Raw genomic sequence first — 18,251 nt, forward strand, 5'->3', positions numbered from 1 at the left:
TGAGTGTAAGTACGTAAAATGCTTACACTCATTGTCCGCAATTAATTTTCGTGCTGAAGCCCTGATAAAATACCTAAAACCACATTGAGCAAACAAAATGATGTGGTTGATTACATATGTGCTAATTATTTTGGCACATGCTTGAAAAACTGCAATGTTCTCAGTCAAAAATAACACTCAAAACTTTGATAACTTTGCTAAAAGTTACTGAGTCAGATTTTCTCGACTGTAAATTGAGAATTACGGTCTTATACCAATTTTTGATAAAGCTGCATAGAATTCGATCCCCCCTAACCCCTCTTTTTTAAGGGGGAACAAGAATCAAAGTCCCCCTTTTGAAGGGGAGCCACTGCGTTGCGGAGGTTGCCTCCGTTGTAGCAAGTGGCGTGGATTTAGGGAGATCAAAATATGTACAACTTCACATTCAATTGGTATGAGTCCGGTGTTCTAGAGTTTGAATTGATGGTAATCATTGTGCCAATGGATGTCAGTTGTGTAAGCTATGGAGGCTCTCGCCACAATTGTTGAGATTTTATTTAGTTTTGAGTTCAGGCTTTTAAATTCTGTTAGCTTAGAATTTCAGGAAACTGTCACATATTGTTTTAGGTTATCTATTGACTGTTTTTTGTTGATTGCCACAGTAAAATTTAGGCGTTCCAAATAAACACTGAGGCATGGAACAGACTATATTTTTAGATTTTTTAGCCAGCTTACAAAAATTGTTTGTAGGTTACATTCCTGCTGCCATATTCGGCAGTTTTATTGGATATTTTGTGGGGATAAATGGCACAATTTACCAAATTTTAAGAAGGATATTTCAGATACCCAATAGTATTCCGCCTGTAGTATTGTTACCGATTGCTTTAATCACGTTTCAAGACAGTGAGCCTGCAACTATTGTTGTGATATTTTTAGCTACCCTATGGACAATGATTATTAATGTGGCAATTGGATTACAACATTTTCGCAGGCAAAATAATAACTTTCGAGCCGCAATTTTTCATATATTTCATGCGCTGAAAGTAGGTCTTTGGGTAGCATGGTTTACAGTGATTGCCATTGAGATGTTGATAGGCCCAAGAGGATTGGGTTTTGTGATTTGGGAAGCTTATAAAGCTGGCAATGTCAATTACATTATCCAGGCGGGAATTTACATTGGTATTATTGGCACTTTGCTCGATCAGTTTTTAGATTTTATGGGAGGGTTACTAGTCCAGATGGTTGCGGAGGGTAAAAAATCAACATGATATGGCAACATCAAACTTTTTCTTTAGGTGGAGTAGCAATCCCGCGCTTAAGTAAATAAGCTTCTAGTTCCTGGATAAATTTACAGTCTGCTTCTAACAAAGTTTGAGTGTTTCTACTAGCAGATGGTTGCTTTTCTAAGAAGCTAAATGCTTGCCGAAATTGATAGGGAGTGACAGAAATCGGTGCATCAAAATGACAGGGAATAATTTGATGAAAATCCCAATGGGCAACTTTATCTGCCCAGTCTAGGGTTTGTGTTGGCCCTTGGGGGAGAATCAAAGTTTGCAGAATTGGGGCAACAAATGGACGACCATAACCACTCAATGTAGCAAATGAATCTTGCCAGTTTTGTTGCCACCGAAATGGGTACAACCCAAAGTAAGCTTTGCGAGAGTGGTCTGGTGCTTTGAAGGCATCGCTGAAACTTTCTTTGAGTCCAGTTACTTGCAGCGTACTAGGACGAAAATAAATCGCAAATAAACAAATACGTTGCCATCCTTGACGGCGGGTTGCTTCGGTATCTGCTATGGGCTGGAGTGCATTTTCCCTGGCGTGGAATAGTAAGGGATAGGGATCTAATTGAAAGATGGGTGGTGGGTCTGGGGTTATAGATAGGATCGTATCAGTTAAGAGTAGGGTGTGCGATCGCTTGTGAAAAAATGCCACTTCCACAAAAGAACCGCGTCCCAAATTAATATCTAACACTTCATACTCAAAATCCTCAGCAAACGGCGCAAGCCGCGAATTTTCCGGCAATTCCTGAGTTCGTGCTTGCGGAAAACCTAGCCAACTCAGAGGTAAGTTAAACGGAAAACTCCATTGGTGTGGGGCGACAAACACCTGTGCTTGGGGAAAACATCTAGCAAAGGGGCCGACAAAAACCTTGTGTTCCAGACCAGAACTCGTGGGTAAGATAATATACTTTACCTCACCGTGCTGGGCGACCAACTCCTTCACCATACGGACGCATTCAGCCGTTGGCGCGACAGGTGCATAAACCAGCAAACCGCCACCTGTCAGCTTAATTACAGTCATCCGAATTGGCACGATAGTGTAGAGAATACCGTGCATTTGGTCGAATGTCCAAATCGTGTTTTTAACTATTTCTTGGCAAAGCGTCCGCCGGCTCTTGTAGGGATAAAGCGGAACAACAGGCCAGAACGGCCATGACCAATCTTGAGGATTTGTACTGGAATACATACATTGAAGGTAGTAAATCAAGTATGACCACCATAAATAATATACAACTTATATTCCAGCAGTAAGCAAAGAAATTGATGGCGTTGTTATTCATCAACACATCAGATATAAACCTCACATATCAATATGTTGATAAATTTGCTTTTTTAGCATAATTGGTAACTTTTATATCTAGCCCAATCAAGAACTGCTATAGAAGAGAAGCACTTAACAAGAGTCTTATTTCAACACAAAAGAAAACAAGATTTTTGTGTCTTGAATATCTTAATTAATTCCTCAGATAAAACAATAAAAATTACATAAGCTTTATATCTAGTATCTGTTTCAATAAGCCTTATTGAAGACCTATCCAACTAATACTTAATTTTTTTATGTCTATATTATAACAAGAATAGCTGTTTTTTCTACGGCAAAACGAGGACTAAAAATATTTACTCAATTATCTTAGGAGATATATTTCATGTACGATTTGCAGCAATTTACTCTCAGAGACATGGCAGAGTGTGGGTTAGCTTTACGTAATTTAGGAACTAAAGCTAACAGCATGGAAGATGCAGGTAATCAAATCATTCAATATCTATATCAGCATTTAATCGATCAAACAACTGGGGAAAATGCTTGCGTACTTATTCGGTTATTTAAAACCCATTCTTACGGAAATTTACCAACAGATTTACAAACATACGTACAGAGTATTTCCCAGGAGAAGATTTTATCAGCTAATCTCAAATGTTTGACCTTACTCGCCACTCTTGGAGAATTACCAGCGTGGAATTCCCGCCACCAATCTGCAAAACATCAGGCAATTCCTTTATTAGATGAAGCAGCAATTTCTCGAATTCCTATGATATCTCAACTAATTAAGCAACTAGGATTAGACATTGGGAACTTAATCAGTCCAGACCCTAATTTAATTACTGACTTAGAACAAAAAATGTATAACGTTTTTTATATTCCCGATGCTTTAAATAGTCCTTATATTCCTGACCAGAAATCATTTGTAATTCCGTTTAATGTTAAATCAGTACTTGGCTTTGGTGGCTTATTACCTTCTGGTAATATGTTTGCCATCATCATGTTTTTAAAAGTCAAAGTTTCCTACAGTATTGTTAATTTGTTGCGTCCACTGGCCTTAAATATTAAGATGTGCATCTTACCTTTTGATGATGAGAAAATCTTTAATAATGAGCAATCATCTGTATCTCATCATAAAAGTATCATCAGAATTAATGATGACAAACTTCAGCGTCTTAATTCAACCATTGCGACACTCACTCAGTTATTAGATGTATCTGAGCAATCTGCGATTATTCAATCAGACCGCCTAGAAAAAACCAATACTAATCTTTTGCAAACATTAGATACACTGCAAAAAACCCAAACTCAGCTAGTAAATACAGAAAAAATGTCTAGCTTAGGACAATTAGTTGCTGGTATTGCTCATGAAATTAATAATCCTGTAAATTTCATTTCGGGCAATTTAACTTATGTGAAAGAATACACCGAAACTTTACTGCAAATCATTCAAACTTATCAAGAAAATATTTTAAATCCGCCCCCAGCAGTGCAGGAGTTACTAGCCGAAAATGAAATAAATTTTTTGATTCAAGATTTAAATAAAATTATTGACTCTATGGCTGTGGGAACAGAACGTATTAGTAAAATTGTCCAGTCATTACGCACTTTTTCTCGCTTACATGAAGCCGAAATTAAAAAAATTGATATTCACGAAAGCCTAAATAGCACTTTACTATTACTGGATTGCTACTTACAAGCTAGACCAGAACAACCCGAAATTAAAATTATTAAAGAATATGGCGAATTACCCTTGGTCGAATGTTATCCCTGTGAATTAAATCAAGTTTTTATGAATATTTTGAATAACGCTATTGATTCTTTAAGTGAAAGTCATGCTTTATGGGCAATGACAAATCAAGGAGAAAAAAACAATTATTCATTACCGACAATTTGTATCCACACAAAATTAATAGATGACCAATGGGTGATGATTAGTATTGCTGATAATGGTGTAGGCATTAATGAACAAGCAAATTCTAAGTTATTTGATCCATTTTTTACAACCAAACCTATCGGTAAAGGCACTGGGATGGGTTTATCAATTAGCTATCAAATTATAGTTGAAAAACATAGAGGAGATATTAGTTTTAAATCTATTCCAGGTCAAGGTGCAGAATTTATGATTAAAATTCCTGTAGAAATGCAAAATTAGTCATTTTTTGATAGGTAAGATAATGGGTTCTGCGATGGTGGCGAATTTATCTGCTGAACCTAAAGAGTAATCTTCTAATCGAAAATCGGCGAATGGTTTATTGACTAACCTATCTCGTAGGGCTTCATCTAAAATTACACCCTTGGATTTTTTTCTCACGCCAATAATGAATACACTTTTTTGATAAGTCGTTAACTCTTGATTGGGTTGGCAATTCTTCCGTTGAAATTGCCCTAAATTTAATAAGCGATAACGTTTAATACTAGATGTAGTACTAAATAATTTTTTCGCTAAAGTTTGTATTTGTTTGGCACGTTCTAAACTCAGACGTTGCGTTACGGCTAGATTGCCTTCACAATTAGCAGTACCTACAGAAATAATTTCTGTAGGATATTCCATGATTTTTTGGATGCTTTGTTGTTCTAAGTTTAACTTTAAAAAATCCAGACTAACAATTTTATCTTGATATTTAATTTGAAAATTACTATTTGCTAGCCATTTATATTCAGTAGATAAGATGGCAATACTAAATTCTGCTGTTTTACCTTGATTATCTTTACCTTCTTGATAATAAAAAAAATCAATTGTTCCTTTGGTGTCGGCGGCTTGTGTATTGGTAATTAGGGAAGTGAAATGAGGCGATCGCATTCCCAATGCTAAAATCCCCAGTACACCCAATGATGCTATTAATGCCGCAAAAAAAGCCATTAACGGGATTTTCTGCCCTAATTCTGTTTTAGCAATTGTTGGTTCTGGTGGTACTATTGGAGAATTTGCTTCTATATTGGATTTAGTTTGTTGCTGTTCAATTTCCCCCAAACGCTGCAATATTTCTTGAGCATTGTTTGGACGTTTGTCTATCTCAGTTGCCATTAACCAGTCAATTAAATCTAACAAAGATGGCGAAACATGAGTGGCAAAATTGCGCCAGTACAGCAAATTATTACGAGCATCATAAACATCTAAAGGATGTCGCCCTGTCAATAAAAATACAAAGGTGCGCCCCAAGGCAAAAAAATCTGATTGCGCTACAGATTTACCTTGCATTTGTTCTAACGCACCATAGCCCGATGAAATAATTGATGTCATACCATCATGATGATTAAATTGGGCAAAATACTGCTTAGAGACTTCTTTAGATGTACCAAAATCAACTAAAACTAATTGTCCATTCGGACGCAGGATAATATTTGATGGCTTAATATCTTGATGCAAATGTTGTTTGTGATGCACCAAATTTAAAATTTCTGCTAATTGCTGCAACCAGGCGATCGCTTGTGTTGGCGAAATGGGAAGATATTGGTGTTGGTTCATCCATTTTTCTAAGTCCACCCCGACGATTTTTTCCATCACAATGCAGTGCAATATCAAACCAGTTCGCGTTTGATACTGGAAATAACCATCAACTTTAGGAATACCCGGATGATGCAGTTTGCCTAACACCGCAGCTTCTCGTCGAAAAATGACCACTGCTTCTACATCATCTGCTAAATCCTCTCGCAGCACCTTGAGGATTTTTGGTGTGTTTTGGGTATATGCTTCGTAAACTTTACCAAAACCAGTTTTGTCACTTAATAAGCGGATGACGCGGTAATGTCCTGGTAATTCTAATGAAGAACCGCAACTTTGACAGAAGCGGCTTTTATCGTTAGCTTGATTATCTGGTTTGGGACAAACTGGATTTATACAAAAGCTCATGGTCAGTTAACAGTTAACAGTTAACAGTCAACAGTCAACAGTCCAGATATTTTTGACTATGGACAAATGACCATTGACCAATGACTATTGACTCTTAACTCATTTACATTCTGCTAAAAAAGCAGCCACAGTCCGGTTAAATGTCTCAGGTTCCGTCAAAAAAGGCCAGTGGTTGCCAGGAACTTGACACAACCGTAAATTTTTCAGATTGGTTTTGTAGGGTTTAAGTTGCCACTCTTGACGGTTCAAACCTTTATCAGACTTGACAAATAAAGCAGGTGTATCGATGGGGATAGTAAACCCAGGGACGCGCATTACATCTTCAAAAATGCCATCACGGGCGGCTATCGTGAACTTGCTACCCCAACTACCATCAGGCTTTTGTTCAATTCCCGTTTTAAACACCTGCTGTTGTAGCTCACTCCATCCTTGATACTGATTTAATTGACGGGCTACTTGTTCGGCTTCTGCGTAACTAGCAAATGGCCCCATCCCTTTGAGAAAAGATAAAAAGCGGTACAAAAAGGGAAATGTCGCTTTCAAAAATTCCGGCATCTTCCAGATGAAGATGGGGTCAACTAACACCATACTCCGCACCCGTTTAGGGTTTTCTCTCGCCCAGATGACAGCTAATTTACCTGTCCACGAATGACTGACAACATGGGCAGAAGACCATCCTAATTTATCCATCAGGGCTTCGAGGTCAGTGATCGCACTTTCAAAGCTATAATCTTGATCTGGCTTGGTACTTTCACCATGACCCCGCATATCTGGCGCAACTATATGATAATCTGTTGCCAAATATTCTCCCAAGCTAGACCAAACAAGCGCATGGTCGCCTAACCCATGTAGTAACAGCAAAGGTTCTTGACCTTGATTCCACTCTAAATAAGACAGTTCAATATCAGATTTCACTAAAGTGTGACGTACAGGCATCATTGCAAATCTACCTTTGCAGCGTTAGCTTGGCGCTTATATGGTACTGCGAAAGCCTGCGCCCACCAAGAGTAAGCCTGAAGAGTTTGATATGTAGTCTGTTTAGCAGTTGTAAAAAAATTTACTCCCTACTTTCTTATGCCCTACCATACACTTAGCTATCAATTGCTCACATAACTTTATATAACGGTTTTTGCCACTTTTCGGTGATCATAGCTGGCTATGTCATACTAGTAAGTGAGAGTTAATTCGGCGACCGCGTTTGTTTTTAGTATTGACGGGCTTTTTCCTTTTGGTATTTACAGACTTTTCTCCGAAACTTAAATCTCTACACCCTTATGTTTTCGGAGACAATCTATGTCAGTTTATGTAGGCAATCTTTCTTATGAAGTTACAGAAGATAGCCTGAATGCCGTGTTTGCAGAATATGGTTCTGTAAAGCGAGTTCAGCTACCTACCGACCGTGAAACAGGCCGTTTACGCGGCTTCGGTTTTGTGGAAATGGGTACAGATGCAGAAGAAACAGCTGCAATTGAAGCACTTGATGGTGCTGAGTGGATGGGACGTGACCTCAAAGTTAATAAGGCTAAACCCAGAGAAGATAGAGGTTCCTTCGGTGGTAGCCGAGGAAACTACGGTGGACGTAACCGCTATTAAGCTTTCTCAATTTAGTTCTTGCAGCTAAATTCATTAATCCTGGACATTAATTGCATTTAGTACGGCTTAGGCAGGAATGCTTAAGCCTTTTTAATCAAAATTGGCATTAGACTGCAAAACCTAAGCTTTACCAGGCCAAATCGCATCTCTGGAGTTCTCCATGTCAGACTCAGGTACTATCCTAGAATCTGCTGTTTTAATCACAATTATTGGTGAAACAGTGCTGAAAGACCGTATCATTAAGCTTCTAAAAAGCCATAATGTTAGCGGTTACACCATTAGTCAAGTGCAGGGTGAAGGCGGTCACGGAAGACGCTTGGCAGACTTAGCCGGCTACAACACTAATATTCAAATCAAGACAATAGTTTCATTAGAAGAATCTGATGTTATCCTGAGTGCGTTAAAACAAGAGCAGGGTAAGCACGCTTTGATTGCTTTTCGACACAAAATAGAAGCTTTTTATTGATTTTGTGCTGTGTAGCAGTGCTACATGAATTACCAACAAATCTACTTCCTACTACCTACCCTGATGAATACTTGAGAAGGTAGTTTTGATAGATATGTTGTCTCAGCAAATTTCCTCATAAAATACCATGTAATTAAAAACTCTGATATGACTAGTTTTAATATTAGGTATCATCAGTGCCATACTTAGTCATATCAAACAAGAATGTTATTTCTAGTAAACCATTCCAAGGTGGATCAAGTATGGAAACTACTTCAAATATAATTCCCGAATTTGAAAAATTATTGAGGCTGAAATTACAACTAAATAATTGTAAGCTAAGAAAAAAAAGGCAAGAGAACAATTATGAAATTACTACTCCTGCTAAAGATATTTTTTTGATGTACTGGGGTGAATTTCCCGAAATTAAGTTGATATATCAGGCTGTAGGAATACGAACACAGCAAACCGCAGTTTACGAGCAAGCTATCCGTTCTCACATCAAATCTTGTGTCAGCAGTATTCAAGACATTATGATACTTACTGCTCCATAAGACTACAAGTAGCAATAATGCTAACTTTTTAGCGATAAACCAACATCAAGAAACTTTTTCTTGACTGTTAACCAACAAATCAGTCTTTAAATTTCTTATCCTGCTTTTAGTTATACATGGAAACTTGATTTTCCATGTATTGCTTTCACACTAGAAGTTATTTACCACTAAAGTAGCTTTTCAACAGCATTACTGAACTGCTCATACGCAGAAACTCCAACAATTTTTTCTGATAACTCACCATCTTTAAAAAACAAAACGGCTGGAATACTGCGAAGTCCAAATTTTTTGAATATTGGCTTGTTGTTGTCCACATCTACTTTCACAACCTTAACGCGGTCTTTGTATTCATTAGCTAATTGTTCCATTAAGGGACTCACTAAACGACAAGGTCCACACCAACTAGCCGTAAAATCTACAACAAAAACTTTTTCTTGCTTTAAAAGAGTATCAAATTCTGTTTCTTCAATGTAAGCAACTATTTCAGTAGACATTATTTTATTTTCCAGTATTAAACTTAAGCAGATAGCTATAAAAACTATACTTTAAATGCTGTGATGTTGAAAAATTAATCTTTTCAGTACAGACAGAACATCACACATTATTGATTTTTTATCTCTAATCAAATAAAAATTTAAAAAAATGAACAGCACTCTCAACGAACCAAAGAGTGCTGCCAATATTTTATTTATGCAGGCATAATTTGAACAATCAGTGCGCGTTTATCAAGCGACTGCACTTTCCCTACCTGTCCTAAATCGGACACAATGCGGTCAAGCATTTCTCCTGCTTGTTGGCGATATTGATTTTCCCGACCTCGTAAACGAATAGCAAATTTTACTGAATCGCCTTTATTCAACCACTGAAGTGCCTGATTAATACGTAAATTATAATCACCAGTGCCAACATTTGGACGAAAGCGAACTTCTTTCACAGTGGGTCTAGCACTCTGTCCCTGGCGTTTTTTCTTTTGGTATTGAAGCTTTCCGTAGTTGAGGATTTTTGCTACTGGAATATTTTCGTTTTGGGAAACTACAACTAGGTCAAGGTCTAAGCTTTCAGCTAATTGTAGAGCTTCATAGGTATCTAATAAACCACGATTATTATTCTCATGGTCAATCAAGAAGACTTGAGGTGACTTGATTTGCGAGTTAATTAGTTGTTTTTGGACTACGATAATTGTTTCCTCTTTATTATTCAACACTTTTTCTTGCAAGTACTACTAAGATAGCACAGTGCTATCTATCCTTCGTCGGTCATCTGGCAGAAAATCTTGACTGTTCCAGAAATAGCACCAGTCTGTTAATTTATTGATGATTGCTCAGGCTAAATTTCCATATAAAACCCGCCTATATCACAGTATTATCTATTGATTAACTCTTATTTTCTAATTAATTGTTTGTTTGCAAATTAAGCAAGAAATTGAGTAAGTGTAATGTCAAACATTTTGCAGTTATTTTAACTCTATCAATTAATGTTTAATTTAAGTATTTTCTGGTTGGGTAATTGTTAAAATATAGAAGACACAGTAAATAATATAATTATGCTTGAGCCAAAATTTGCTAATACATTAGCAGCTATTGAGTTAAATGTAGCCAGGAAGTTAAACTGGGATTATCAGCAATTTAAAACCTGTTTGAATTTTACAGTTAACAAGGAAGCTATTGAGATTGAATCAAATACAAAAACGCTGACAGAATCAGAAGTACAAACTTTGAAAAAAGCTCTATTAGATTATGGTTTCCAATACAAAAAAACAGTAGATGATTGTATCTTGGTTTTTGAACAAGATGTTGAATTAAGATAAATTAGATTAAATGTAGCGATATTTAAGGAGCGATCGCTGCTACATTTGGTAATTATCTTGCTGGCAATACTGTCACAATACTAGTCTGTCTACTTTTGCAGATATTGTCCCGTTACATCCAAGTTTACATAAAAAAGCTACTCATCTTCGTCACCTGGTGGTCGTTCAGTGCGGCTTTGTTGTGCGTTCCACTCCAAAACAATGCGCTCTAACATTTCAATTTGTGTACAGTTGTTAACAGCAGCATACATTTTGATAAGTTGCTTGACCTCCAGACTCATGTGACTTTGACTTAACACTAGTTCTTGTTCTTTATCGTCTGTCATCTTTATTAGCTGTTGTTATGTAATCTCTTGGTTACACATGCAAATTGAGATATTTATTCCCCCTAACTAATTACTAATTTGAAAATAGGCAATATTTAACTGATGCTACAATTTTCTGCTAAAATATCAGCTTATTGCAAGTTATCTGTGTTGCTCGTTCTAATATCCTCTACTGAACCTAAGCCATTGACATCAATCTTGAGGGCTTCTTTCGTAAAATATTTTAAAGTGGAAGCTAAAGCAAGCTGTGACGCTACTTGATAAGCAAGTTCTTTAGAAATGTCCTTTTGCTGATTTAGCAACTCAACAAAGCTTTCAAAATCACGCATGACACAATATCTGTGTAAGGCAGCTTTTTTATCTATCTGATTAAATTTCTCGTCGATTTTATCTTTGGCTTCTTGTTCTGCCTCAGAAATCGAATCAACAAACCCACTATTATGACACAATTCGCCAGAAATCTTATAAAAATAAGCTTTTCGGCTTAATGATTCCTCTTCAATAGTGATTGAATGAAACTTGTATTCAAGTTTGTACTTATTAGATTCCATAAATATATGACATCACATGCTTAACTAAGAAAATTTTTAATTTTTATAGTTGTATTTTATTTGATTATTTTTTATTCTCATCTTCTACCTTAACACGAAATTCAAATAGACTACAAAATATATTTTTTAAATCCGGTTCCTAGATTGTATAAATATCAATATTTATTTTTTGATTACTGAGATATAAACCAAAAAAATTCAATAGGCTTTTGGAGATAAATTTATGGATTGTTTTACAAATAAAAACTATATATACAATTGATTCACTCTTGATTGGCTGTAATTAGATTAACGAGAAATTTGCCAAAGCTTAATAGTTCTGTCAGAACTACCACTAACTAATTTTTGTGAATCAGGACTAAAAACTACAGAATACACAGTATTGGCGTGACCCATAAGAGTTTTTATTAAACTACCATCCTGCAAATTCCAAAGTTTGATAGTTGCATCACCATTACCACTAGCTAAAGTTTTACCATCTTGGCTGATAGCAACGGCAAAAACTTCATTGTTATTATCTGTCAATGTCCGAATTAACTTACCTGTGGCTAAATTCCAGATTTTGATAGTTTTATCATAACTACTACTAGCTAAAGTTTGACTATTGGGGCTAATAGCTAAAGAAACAATGGTATCATCATGACCTGCTAGAGTGCGAATTAATTCTCCGGTTTTGAAATTCCAGATTTTAATAGTTTTATCATTACTGCCACTCACTATTATCTGCCCATCAGGACTAATTGCCACAGCCCAAACAGAAGTTGTATGACCTGTCAAAGTGCGAATTAAATTACCAGTTACTAAATTCCAGATTTTGATAGTTTTATCGCCACTAGCACTGACTAAAGTTTGACCATCAGGACTAATAGCTACCGACCAAACAGCACCTTCATGACCTCGCAAAGTCCGAATTAATGCCCTAGTTTTTAAATTCCAGATTTTGATAGTTTGGTCATTACTACTACTCGCTAAAGTTTGACCATCGGAACTAATAGCAACAGAAATAACTCCACTACTATGACTTAAAAGTGTACCAATTAAACTGCCATTTGCTAAATTCCAAACTTTGATAGTTTGGTCACTGCTGCCACTTACTAAAGTTTGACCATCTGGTGTAATCGCCAAAGACTTAACATTATTGTTATGTCCTGTCAGAGTTTGAGTTAATTGAATTTGCTCTATTGAATTAGAGTTTAGATGTATAAATTTAGATAAATGAGATAACCCATAACCTAAACTTCCACCAACTAATAAAATTATTCCAGCTATAATTCCTAAAGACAATTTCTGCGATTCTGGAGCAGTTTTAGGTGTCAATGCTTGTTCAACTTGCGACAGTTGTTGTAATAGCATTTGAATATTTTGTGGTCTATCTGCTGATTTCCTCGCCATCAAATTATCAATAAAATCGGCAAATTTTGGAGAAATATTTGCTGATTGTCGCCAGTTTAACGCATCATTACGCACATCGTAAAATTTGAGTGGATACTGGCCAGTTAATACATAAACAAAAGTCCTACCTAAAGAAAAGAAATCTGATTGTGGTACAGCTTGACCACTGGCTTGTTCTGGTGCAGTGTAACCTGCTGAAAATACAGCAGTAATTTGGTTGCCTATGCCTAATTTAGCTAAATAAGTATGTGTTGAATCTCTTGCAGTCCCAAAATCAATTAAGACTAATTCTCCGGTGTTTTTCAGCATTATATTTGCTGGTTTAATATCTCGATGAAACCATCCATGAGAGTGTACTATATTTAAGATTTCTGCTAATTGTTTTAGCCAGGCGATCGCCTGTTTTTCTGAAATAGGTTGATTATCTTGTTGTTGTAGCCATTGTTCTAAATTAACACCATCAATTTTTTCCATTACCAAACAATGCAATATCAAACCACTATTAGTTTGATATTGAAAATAGCTATCAACTTTAGGAATTCCAGGATGATTTAATTGACTCAAAACATTTGCTTCTTTTTGAAAAAGTTCCACTGCTTTGCTGTGGTTGTTAAGATGTTCTTTCAGAACTTTGAGAATTTTTGGTGTACTCCCTGAATAGACCTCATAAATTTTGCCAAAGCTGGTTTTGTCACTTAAAAGCCGCATGATGCGGTAGCGGTTGTCTACAAGCAACTGAGAACCACAACTTTGACAAAAGCGATAATTATCATTTTGTGGGTTTTCTGGTCTGGGACAAAAGGGATTGATGCACAAGCTCATATAAAGCTACAGACAGAATGTATCCGTAGTATACGGTGTGTTGAATGAGGAGTCATACGAATTTTAGATTTTGTAGGACTTACGTAAAATTAGGAAAAAACGTAGACGCGATAGCGGCTTCCCGCAGGGTAGAACACGAAGTTATAAGAGTTCGAGAGGGTGCTTGCGTAAGTCCTATAGATTTTGGATTAAAACCTTTAGAGACAATGACTTACCTTTTGCGTGTTTACCGAGGTAAGAAAAGCTTTTGATATTCGACATCGTAGATGTACTCACTGATTTTTCAACAGTTCTTAGTCTTAACTAACTAGCAATTTTTGTCCCTCAGCAATCTTACTGGATTGAAAATTGATTTTTAAAAAGGAAAAAAATAGTTTGGTAATTATACGATGTTTATCTTGATAAATAGTTGGCATTTTATAGAAGTCACAAATTAGCTTAAGGGTATTTTATGCATTTATCAAATCAAGCTCCACTGTATAACAGTCTATTAAATCAGTTAAGAAATCAGCTTGAGTGTGTAGAAATACATGATGATAAAATTGCCAGACTCTTGTGTAAGCTAATCCCCTCTAATTGCCCATTTGAAAGAACTGTGTCAATTTTAGGAAGGAAGCTGTTTCACATCCCACCTTTGTGCAAGCTCAACCCTTTTTATGAACAAATAGTTGGTCTGCGTTTTAAGTGCTTGATGTATTTAGCAGATGAATGTGGTGAAGATGTCACCAAATACTGTTAGATAGATTTTATTGAGATATAAATCTACTTTGATGATTGAAATTAATTGCCTAGGGAGGAAACAGGCAACAGGGAACTGAGTTTTTTCCCCAATCAAATATGAGTTCTACAGAAGAATATTTTTAGGCAAAAGAAAAAGGTGTGATGCTGGCGGCTGGTGGTTCTTTGCGTTGGTATCGAGATACATTTGCACCGCAGATATCATACGCTGATTTGATGGAGATGGCAGAGCGATCGCAACCAGGGGCGCGTGGTATGTTATTTCTGCCCCACCTTGCTGGAGAATGCAGCCCCCACCTAGACCCAGATACACGGGGTGCATTCGTGAATTTGTCATTTAGCCCATACCCAATCCCAGTGCTTTTCGTAATAGGATTTGGTCTTCTAACTTAGCTTGAAAACGCCCATTTTCAATATCACGAATCCAACTTTGACTTTTACCTGTTAACTGTGCCAAGTCTCTTTGGCTCAAACCTAGTCTTTTTCTCGCCTCAAGAATGTATTCAGTAGAGAGAGTTAGTTGTGGTTTTAACTTGGCTTTGCGGTTATTTGTTTGCTGCTTTTTCTTAGACTTTGTAATTTGTTTTTTCCACTCTGGTGGCATATCAAAATATAAAATGCGGGCATTCATTAAGCGATTCCATTTACCACGAGGAGCCGCATCGGTTAAGCGAGTACTATGACTACCGTCATCAATCCAAAATTCTAGTGCTGCTTCTGCATCTTCGGGAATATCCACTAATTTAGTCCATAAAGGTTGAATTTCTAAGGGATAGGTAACTGGATCGAATACAGGCTTAAGTCCATATTGATTGAGTACTTCTAAATCACTTTCAAATATTCTTAATAGGCGTTGGCGATTTTCTGGTTGCAAAATGACTTGGCTAAGTTTTCGCTCGCCATAAGCAACTCTCATTAAGGTAGGGATGGTAATACGCTGTTCTCTACCCATTTTGGTTTTAAATAATAACCACAACATCATCCGGGCTGCGCCTTCGTGTTGCTGCCAAATGCTCATCACTGCACTGAGTAAAGCTTTGGGTAAACTACCATATTGATATAAAGCAGTACGTTCTTGACAACCTTGCTGATTTAAAAAATACTGCGCCCATTCACCTGCTTTAATTTTGAAAGTTAAACCCACCAGATGTTTGCATCCTAATTCATCTGCTTGAAAGTGGTGTTGAGTCTCTAATAAATGCCACAAACGGCTTTTTTCTAAAGATACCCCTTGCATCTTTCTTTGGGCAGGTAAGTTAATAGATACTATAAGTTTGCAAGGTTGTTGAACTAGTTCTTTAATTAAAGCTAGTTTGGCAGATTTGCTTAAGTCTTTGCGTTTTTCTAGCCCTAAATATTCTTCAATTTGTCTGTCATTGATGATAAATTCTTCTTCCCAAGGTTGATTAAGATTTGTGACATGAGCCGCATAGATTAAGTGCATACAAGCTGCTCTAATATCAAAGGTAGCGATCGCAGATAAAGCCTCTTTACTTTTGAGTGGAATTGGTATATTGGACTCTAAGCTGTCTGTTATTTGAAAAGCGATCGCACCTTTACCACCATTAATTTGACGTTGATAATATAATTCTCCGGCTGCATTACTCTCCCAGATGAGAGAATGTCGCTGGGCTAAAACGTTACATAATTCCCAAATAATTATCGATGAGGCAAATGGATGACTTTTCCCATTCAAAAATAGTTTTGGGCTGGGAGTGGTTCTCACATCAGTTTTGCATCTACCTTTTTTTGCTTGATAAGGTATAGGAGAAGCCACAGGGCAATAAACTAGACACTGCGGTGCTGAATAATCTTGACAGTCATTACACAAAATCGGATCAATCCAATACTCTCCTTCCATAACTTTGATCGCACCTTGAGGACATTGAGGAAGGCAATTGTCACACTGAATACAGCGATTAGTAATGGCGTAGGGCATAGGCTTGTAAGCGTGATTTTAACGTAGAGATGCTAAAGTTTTTAGGGGATAATAATGAGCGATCGCCACAAAACTTAGATCAACAGCATTCAACAATTTTATTCACTACCACACTCCTCAAAGCTAATATTAGGATTTTTTAACTAAATAAATACAATATTTAACAGGAGTGGGAGATTCTCTGCTGTCAGTATTGTGTCAACCCTTGATTGAATAGAGAAACACCCGTAATCCTGTATGTAAATCTTCGTAACTAGGATAAAAATACTAGCACCCGACACTAAAAAAAAAATTGAGGACTGAGTTTGTAAGGATTCCAGCATTTGAGTACAAGCTTAATAAGTGCTGCTAGATGATGAGGTAGCTGATATAACACTGTTTATCTCTAAGGTACTAAAGCTAATTAATGCCCAGATGAAACTTCAACTCTTGAATTTCCTTAAAGTCTGTTTATTAACATTAGTAGTGCTTTCTCCAGCTTTGGGAGTCATTAGCGTGGTTTGGCAACAACATCTTGATTTTATGAGTGCCAAACATTTACTTTTGGCTGTAAAAGATAACCAACAATTAATTACAAATGCTAACAATCAAACTATCGATATTGTACTATGGTTGATGTTTTTTTCGCCCGTTAGTTTTTGTTTAGCAATGGCTGTGTATGACAGATACATGACTTATCGGGCGGCTGCGCTGCAAAGACAAGTAGAAATGTTGGAAAGAATTTGGCAGCGTCATATTTATTTAGAAGGAATAATTTTATGAAACAAATTCCGCAGGGAATTATCACTTTAATTGCAGGTATATTAATTACTCTAATTAGTTTGTGGGTAGGACAGAATAATCATCTTTTGCCAGAACAAGCTTCTGCACAAGCTCCTTTAGTAGATAATTTTTTTAATGTGATGGTAGGCATTGGTACTGCTTTATTTTTGGTAGTACAAGGGGCGATCGCATTTTCTGTATTTAAATTTCGCCGTCGTCGTGGCGATAATGGCGATGGCGCATTTATCGAAGGCAGCTTTCCCCTAGAGATTTTGTGGACTATCATTCCTGGAATCATTGTGGTGGGACTAGGAATTTATAGCGTAGATGTTTACACCGAAATGGGGGGAATGGATGAGATTGGCCATCATGGCATGACTCACCAAGCAATGATGGCAGAAGCAAAATCTGACCCGATAGGCATTGGTTCGACCCCTATAAACGAAGGTAAACCACCATCTTTAGTCGTCAACGTCACCGGGATGCAGTATGCTTGGCTATTCAACTATCCTGATAGCAATGTCAACACTGGCGAACTACACGTTCCCATCGGTCAAGATGTATTACTCAACATCTCTGCAAATGATGTGATTCACTCATTTTGGGTTCCTCAGTTCCGCTTGAAACAAGATGCAATCCCTGGACAAGCCACACAATTACGATTCACGGCGACGAAGATAGGAACCTACCCAATAGTTTGCGCCGAACTTTGTGGTGGCTATCACGGTAGTATGCGTACTTCTGTAGTTGTCCACACCCAAGAAGATTACAATCGCTGGCTGGCAGAAAACCAAATTGCCCAACAGCCAGAAATTGATCAAACCGTTGCTGTAAATCCTTAGTTTTGAAGTCAATGGTTAATAGTAGACCTCTTGCATAAATATTTTTTTGTCTCACGCAAAGACGCAAAGAAAAGCTCGCAAATAGCGACTTTTGCAAGAAGTCA

The 18,251-nt window shown here is 37.0% G+C and carries 19 protein-coding genes; 10 read left to right on the plus strand and 9 right to left on the minus strand.

The genetic code is table 11. The features are described 5' to 3' along the window. Window positions 1-674: 674 nt before the first annotated feature. On the plus strand, window positions 675-1,247 hold the full coding sequence (locus H6G69_RS16560; protein WP_190689223.1) for an ABC transporter permease: 573 nt from the start codon (window positions 675-677) through the stop codon (window positions 1,245-1,247). A 10-nt stretch (window positions 1,248-1,257) separates the two neighbouring features. Here the strand turns inward: H6G69_RS16560 and H6G69_RS16565 are convergent, their stop codons facing one another. Next, complete coding sequence (locus tag H6G69_RS16565) at window positions 1,258-2,448, minus strand: DUF4336 domain-containing protein (protein WP_190689226.1); 1,191 nt, start codon at window positions 2,446-2,448, stop codon at window positions 1,258-1,260. Between the two features lie 460 nt (window positions 2,449-2,908). Here H6G69_RS16565 and H6G69_RS16570 point away from each other — a divergent pair, with 460 nt between their 5' ends. Then, window positions 2,909-4,678: a sensor histidine kinase gene (locus H6G69_RS16570; protein ID WP_190689228.1), complete on the plus strand. Its 1,770-nt coding sequence runs from the start codon at window positions 2,909-2,911 to the stop codon at window positions 4,676-4,678. Here the strand turns inward: H6G69_RS16570 and H6G69_RS16575 are convergent, their stop codons facing one another. Both H6G69_RS16575 and H6G69_RS16580 read right to left on the minus strand, forming a co-directional pair. After that, entirely contained in the window at window positions 4,679-6,376 is a 1,698-nt protein-coding gene (locus H6G69_RS16575) for a serine/threonine-protein kinase (protein ID WP_190689231.1), read from the minus strand. It abuts the gene before it with no gap. A gap of 99 nt (window positions 6,377-6,475) precedes the next feature. Further along, window positions 6,476-7,312, minus strand: coding sequence for an alpha/beta fold hydrolase (locus H6G69_RS16580; protein ID WP_190689354.1), 837 nt, complete (start codon window positions 7,310-7,312; stop codon window positions 6,476-6,478). Between the two features lie 357 nt (window positions 7,313-7,669). Here H6G69_RS16580 and H6G69_RS16585 point away from each other — a divergent pair, with 357 nt between their 5' ends. From H6G69_RS16585 to H6G69_RS16595, 3 genes are all read left to right on the plus strand, one after another. Continuing rightward, a complete protein-coding gene (locus H6G69_RS16585) occupies window positions 7,670-7,969 on the plus strand; it encodes an RNA-binding protein (protein ID WP_190689235.1) in 300 nt (99 codons plus the stop codon). Window positions 7,970-8,129: 160 nt separating this feature from the next. Then, window positions 8,130-8,435: a P-II family nitrogen regulator gene (locus H6G69_RS16590; RefSeq protein ID WP_190689238.1), complete on the plus strand. Its 306-nt coding sequence runs from the start codon at window positions 8,130-8,132 to the stop codon at window positions 8,433-8,435. A 242-nt stretch (window positions 8,436-8,677) separates the two neighbouring features. Next, window positions 8,678-8,968 (plus strand): hypothetical protein, encoded by a 291-nt coding sequence (locus H6G69_RS16595; protein ID WP_190689357.1) that lies wholly within the window; start codon window positions 8,678-8,680, stop codon window positions 8,966-8,968. A 167-nt stretch (window positions 8,969-9,135) separates the two neighbouring features. On the opposite strand, the gene trxA is transcribed toward H6G69_RS16595, so the two are convergent. Beyond that, a complete protein-coding gene (gene trxA / locus H6G69_RS16600; protein ID WP_190689240.1) occupies window positions 9,136-9,462 on the minus strand; it encodes a thioredoxin in 327 nt (108 codons plus the stop codon). Between the two features lie 194 nt (window positions 9,463-9,656). Continuing rightward, window positions 9,657-10,169: a translation initiation factor IF-3 gene (gene infC / locus H6G69_RS16605; RefSeq protein ID WP_190689243.1), complete on the minus strand. Its 513-nt coding sequence runs from the start codon at window positions 10,167-10,169 to the stop codon at window positions 9,657-9,659. A gap of 342 nt (window positions 10,170-10,511) precedes the next feature. On the opposite strand from infC, the gene H6G69_RS16610 reads away from it, so the two are divergent. Further along, window positions 10,512-10,775 (plus strand): hypothetical protein, encoded by a 264-nt coding sequence (locus H6G69_RS16610; protein ID WP_190689247.1) that lies wholly within the window; start codon window positions 10,512-10,514, stop codon window positions 10,773-10,775. A 137-nt stretch (window positions 10,776-10,912) separates the two neighbouring features. Here the strand turns inward: H6G69_RS16610 and H6G69_RS16615 are convergent, their stop codons facing one another. From H6G69_RS16615 to H6G69_RS16625, 3 genes are all read right to left on the minus strand, one after another. Beyond that, complete coding sequence (locus H6G69_RS16615; RefSeq protein ID WP_190689250.1) at window positions 10,913-11,101, minus strand: hypothetical protein; 189 nt, start codon at window positions 11,099-11,101, stop codon at window positions 10,913-10,915. 131 nt (window positions 11,102-11,232) lie between these two features. After that, on the minus strand, window positions 11,233-11,652 hold the full coding sequence (locus H6G69_RS16620) for a hypothetical protein (protein ID WP_190689253.1): 420 nt from the start codon (window positions 11,650-11,652) through the stop codon (window positions 11,233-11,235). A gap of 288 nt (window positions 11,653-11,940) precedes the next feature. Further along, entirely contained in the window at window positions 11,941-13,866 is a 1,926-nt protein-coding gene (locus H6G69_RS16625; RefSeq protein ID WP_190689256.1) for a serine/threonine-protein kinase, read from the minus strand. 451 nt (window positions 13,867-14,317) lie between these two features. Between H6G69_RS16625 and H6G69_RS16630 the strand changes: the two genes are divergently transcribed. Together H6G69_RS16630 and H6G69_RS16635 are read left to right on the plus strand one after the other, a co-directional pair. After that, the gene (locus H6G69_RS16630; RefSeq protein WP_190689259.1) at window positions 14,318-14,605 is read left to right on the plus strand and encodes a Mo-dependent nitrogenase C-terminal domain-containing protein; all 288 of its coding nucleotides are present in this window, start codon (window positions 14,318-14,320) and stop codon (window positions 14,603-14,605) included. 143 nt (window positions 14,606-14,748) lie between these two features. Next, window positions 14,749-14,997 carry an FGGY-family carbohydrate kinase gene (locus tag H6G69_RS16635; protein ID WP_199336049.1) on the plus strand — a complete coding sequence of 83 codons (249 nt, stop codon included), beginning with the start codon at window positions 14,749-14,751 and terminating at the stop codon, window positions 14,995-14,997. Here the strand turns inward: H6G69_RS16635 and H6G69_RS16640 are convergent. After that, entirely contained in the window at window positions 14,942-16,543 is a 1,602-nt protein-coding gene (locus H6G69_RS16640) for a helix-turn-helix domain-containing protein (protein WP_190689262.1), read from the minus strand. The genes H6G69_RS16635 and H6G69_RS16640 overlap by 56 nt on opposite strands. A 414-nt stretch (window positions 16,544-16,957) precedes the next feature. Between H6G69_RS16640 and H6G69_RS16645 the strand changes: the two genes are divergently transcribed. Together H6G69_RS16645 and coxB are read left to right on the plus strand one after the other, a co-directional pair. Beyond that, a complete protein-coding gene (locus H6G69_RS16645) occupies window positions 16,958-17,305 on the plus strand; it encodes a hypothetical protein (RefSeq protein ID WP_190689265.1) in 348 nt (115 codons plus the stop codon). Then, window positions 17,302-18,147: a cytochrome c oxidase subunit II gene (gene coxB / locus H6G69_RS16650; protein WP_190689268.1), complete on the plus strand. Its 846-nt coding sequence runs from the start codon at window positions 17,302-17,304 to the stop codon at window positions 18,145-18,147. Before H6G69_RS16645 ends, coxB begins: the two co-directional genes overlap by 4 nt. Window positions 18,148-18,251 lie beyond the last annotated feature (104 nt).

Origin of the sequence: Nostoc sp. FACHB-110 (assembly GCF_014697425.1) — a bacterium.
Taxonomy (GTDB): Bacteria; Cyanobacteriota; Cyanobacteriia; order Cyanobacteriales; family Nostocaceae; genus Nostoc_B.

Bases quoted from the DNA above. Each gene is read 5' to 3' on its own strand.
- H6G69_RS16560 (WP_190689223.1), top strand. From the start codon at position 675: ATGGAACAGACTATATTTTTAGATTTTTTAGCCAGCTTACAAAAATTG.
- H6G69_RS16565 (WP_190689226.1), bottom strand. From the start codon at position 2,448: ATGTATTCCAGTACAAATCCTCAAGATTGGTCATGGCCGTTCTGGCCT.
- H6G69_RS16570 (WP_190689228.1), top strand. From the start codon at position 2,909: ATGTACGATTTGCAGCAATTTACTCTCAGAGACATGGCAGAGTGTGGG.
- H6G69_RS16575 (WP_190689231.1), bottom strand. From the start codon at position 6,376: ATGAGCTTTTGTATAAATCCAGTTTGTCCCAAACCAGATAATCAAGCT.
- H6G69_RS16580 (WP_190689354.1), bottom strand. From the start codon at position 7,312: ATGCCTGTACGTCACACTTTAGTGAAATCTGATATTGAACTGTCTTAT.
- H6G69_RS16585 (WP_190689235.1), top strand. From the start codon at position 7,670: ATGTCAGTTTATGTAGGCAATCTTTCTTATGAAGTTACAGAAGATAGC.
- H6G69_RS16590 (WP_190689238.1), top strand. From the start codon at position 8,130: ATGTCAGACTCAGGTACTATCCTAGAATCTGCTGTTTTAATCACAATT.
- H6G69_RS16595 (WP_190689357.1), top strand. From the start codon at position 8,678: ATGGAAACTACTTCAAATATAATTCCCGAATTTGAAAAATTATTGAGG.
- trxA (WP_190689240.1), bottom strand. From the start codon at position 9,462: ATGTCTACTGAAATAGTTGCTTACATTGAAGAAACAGAATTTGATACT.
- H6G69_RS16610 (WP_190689247.1), top strand. From the start codon at position 10,512: ATGCTTGAGCCAAAATTTGCTAATACATTAGCAGCTATTGAGTTAAAT.
- H6G69_RS16615 (WP_190689250.1), bottom strand. From the start codon at position 11,101: ATGACAGACGATAAAGAACAAGAACTAGTGTTAAGTCAAAGTCACATG.
- H6G69_RS16620 (WP_190689253.1), bottom strand. From the start codon at position 11,652: ATGGAATCTAATAAGTACAAACTTGAATACAAGTTTCATTCAATCACT.
- H6G69_RS16625 (WP_190689256.1), bottom strand. From the start codon at position 13,866: ATGAGCTTGTGCATCAATCCCTTTTGTCCCAGACCAGAAAACCCACAA.
- H6G69_RS16630 (WP_190689259.1), top strand. From the start codon at position 14,318: ATGCATTTATCAAATCAAGCTCCACTGTATAACAGTCTATTAAATCAG.
- H6G69_RS16635 (WP_199336049.1), top strand. From the start codon at position 14,749: ATGCTGGCGGCTGGTGGTTCTTTGCGTTGGTATCGAGATACATTTGCA.
- H6G69_RS16640 (WP_190689262.1), bottom strand. From the start codon at position 16,543: ATGCCCTACGCCATTACTAATCGCTGTATTCAGTGTGACAATTGCCTT.
- H6G69_RS16645 (WP_190689265.1), top strand. From the start codon at position 16,958: ATGAAACTTCAACTCTTGAATTTCCTTAAAGTCTGTTTATTAACATTA.
- coxB (WP_190689268.1), top strand. From the start codon at position 17,302: ATGAAACAAATTCCGCAGGGAATTATCACTTTAATTGCAGGTATATTA.